This window comes from Brucella grignonensis (assembly GCF_002252505.1).
Taxonomy (GTDB): domain Bacteria; phylum Pseudomonadota; class Alphaproteobacteria; order Rhizobiales; family Rhizobiaceae; genus Brucella; species Brucella grignonensis.
This window is the reverse complement of record NZ_NNRL01000149.1, coordinates 1-2,526: the sequence shown is the minus strand read 5'-3', so window position 1 is coordinate 2,526 and position 2,526 is coordinate 1. Positions and strand designations below refer to the sequence as shown.

Below are 2,526 nucleotides of genomic sequence, written 5' to 3'. Positions count from 1 at the left end.
GGACAAACACATGGCTATTCTTCTTATTGCCGAACATGACAATGCAAGCCTTTCCGATCAGACCGCAAAGGCACTGACAGCCGCCGCTCAGATCGGTGGTGATGTCGATATTCTGGTTGCAGGCAAGGGTGCGAAAGCGGCGGCTGATACTGCTGCGAAGCTCAAGGGCGTGCGCAAGGTTCTGCTGGCTGAAAGCGATGCGCTGGAAAATCGTCTGGCTGAACCACTGGCTGCCGCGATTGTTGAACTCGCAGGCAATTACGACACGATCATTGCACCGGCCACCACTTCGGCCAAGAATGTGCTGCCGCGCGTGGCAGCACTTCTCGATGTGATGCAGTTGTCGGAAATCATGGAAGTCGTGTCCACTGATACGTTCAAGCGTCCGATCTATGCAGGCAATGCGATCCAGACTGTGCAATCGACCAATGCCAAGAAGGTCATCACGGTTCGTACGGCTTCGTTCCAAGCGACTGGTGAAGGCGGCTCGGCTTCAGTTGAAAGCGTGAACGTGGCGAGCGATCCGGCACTGTCGAGCTTCGTTGAAAACGCGCTTTCGGGTGGTGATCGTCCGGAACTGACTTCGGCCAAGATCATCATCTCGGGCGGACGTGCGCTTGGTTCGTCGGAAAAGTTCCAGGAAGTGATCCTGCCTGTGGCCGACAAGCTTGGTGCTGCGGTCGGTGCCAGCCGTGCGGCGGTTGATGCGGGCTATGCGCCCAATGACTGGCAGGTTGGCCAGACCGGCAAGGTGGTTGCACCTGAACTTTACATCGCAGTCGGTATCTCGGGTGCGATCCAGCATCTTGCTGGCATGAAAGACAGCCGCGTGATCGTGGCCATCAACAAGGACGAAGAAGCACCGATCTTCCAGGTCGCCGATTACGGCCTCGTCGGCGATCTCTTCACCGTGCTGCCAGAAATGGAAAAGGCTTCGATCTAAAGCATGTCTCCCGAAAGTGGGAACCGGTTTCGGGATAAAGACATGCTTAAAAACAAATAGATAGAGCATTTCCAATAATTCAATCAAAACAGGAAATGCTCTAGATATGCAGCAGGTCGCCGGATATTTGGTCTGGCGACCTGTTTAGCTCAAGCATTCTCGATCTTGTTCAGAAACGCCGATACTGTCTTCATGCAAAGATCGCGTTCTTCCACATGCGGCATGTGGCTCGATTCCTCAAAAAGCACCCATTCACTACCAGGAACATTATCGACGTAAGGTTTCACCACTAAAGGGGTAGCCTCGTCATAATGACCGGAAATGATAAGCGTTGGTGCTTGAATGCGGTTGAGGCGGTCTTCAATCGTCCAATCCTTCATCGTGCCAATCACGTGAAATTCGGTCGGGCCATTCATGTTGCGATAGACCGTATTGTCTTCATCCATGATGGCAAAAGTTCGCGCGACTTCCTTTGGCCAAGGGCTCACGCGGCAGACATGCCGGTCGTAGAATACCCGTGAGGCGGCGATATATTCCGGATCGGACAGCGTGCCTGCTTCTTCATGCTTCAACAAAGTCTGTTGTACATCTGAAGGAAGTTCGAGCCGCAAGCGGTTGGCCTCCGCGACCCATGTCCGCATATTGGCAGGTGAGTTGGCGATGACCAATGCTTTAAGGCCAGCCGGTCTCCGCACGGCATGTTCTGCGCCCAATATTCCGCCCCATGATTGCCCCAGATAGGCATAGCGATCCTGAATGCCGAGATGTGTCAGAAGATTATCCAGCTCTGCCAGAAACAAATCCACGGTCCAGAAATCGGGGCCTTTATCTGGAAGACGTGTGGAGTTTCCGTTGCCGAGCTGATCGTAATGAATGACCGCACGATCATCGAGTGCTGCAATGTCCTTGAAAGCATCCACATAATCATGCGTGCAGCCGGGTCCGCCATGAGCGATGATAAGCGGGAGTTTTTCTGAATTGAGTGAGCCGGTAATGCGATACCACGTCTGGTAATCACGGAAGGGGGCAAAGCCTTCCGTCTGATTGATTAAAGCCAATTTGGTCCTCCATTTGTCTGTTTTTGGAGAACCATAGCGCCGCTTTTTTGGCTGTGGCAGCTATCATAACTTATAGGTCAGGCATCGAGCAGCCGTGCGCGCGTCGCCCGTACAACGGCCTGAGTGCGGTTTTTTGCACCCAGTTTTTTGGCTGCCGCGTTAAGATGCATCACCACTGTTGGAACGGATCTGTCGATGATGCGGGAGATTTCTTTCGCTGAAAGGCATTCTGCCGCATAACGCAGACATTCACGCTCGCGAACTGTGAGATGCACCTTGCCAATGCCGCGAATATGCTCGTCAAAAAGCTCATATGCACTTTGATGGAAAATCTGTGCCATCAGGTTGAAATCGGCCACATAGCGTAAAGCGCGCTGTCTGAAGTCGGATCGTGGACCGGAAAATACGCCTGTGACGGTGGCATAATCGCCGTGCGGCATATGAATGGGGACAGTAACGCCTGGGGCATTCTATTTTAAACTGCAACATGCCAATGAATTCATGTGGTTAGCCATGGAGGAAATT

The 2,526-nt window shown here is 52.8% G+C and carries 2 protein-coding genes and 1 pseudogene; 1 reads left to right on the top strand and 2 read right to left on the bottom strand.

The features are described 5' to 3' along the window. Positions 1-10 precede the first annotated feature (10 nt). Entirely contained in the window at positions 11-943 is a 933-nt protein-coding gene (locus tag CEV33_RS04535) for an electron transfer flavoprotein subunit alpha/FixB family protein (RefSeq protein WP_094539260.1), read from the top strand. 149 nt (positions 944-1,092) lie between these two features. On the opposite strand, the gene CEV33_RS04530 is transcribed toward CEV33_RS04535, so the two are convergent. Both CEV33_RS04530 and CEV33_RS04525 read right to left on the bottom strand, forming a co-directional pair. Further along, positions 1,093-2,001 carry a proline iminopeptidase-family hydrolase gene (locus CEV33_RS04530; protein ID WP_094539259.1) on the bottom strand — a complete coding sequence of 303 codons (909 nt, stop codon included), beginning with the start codon at positions 1,999-2,001 and terminating at the stop codon, positions 1,093-1,095. 77 nt (positions 2,002-2,078) lie between these two features. Further along, positions 2,079-2,462: pseudogene (locus CEV33_RS04525) on the bottom strand (LuxR C-terminal-related transcriptional regulator); the annotation flags it as partial. Positions 2,463-2,526: the final 64 nt, after the last annotated feature.

What these genes read in the sequence shown, in the direction of transcription:
- CEV33_RS04535 (WP_094539260.1), top strand. Translation starts at nt 11, where the DNA reads ATGGCTATTCTTCTTATTGCCGAACATGACAATGCAAGCCTTTCCGAT.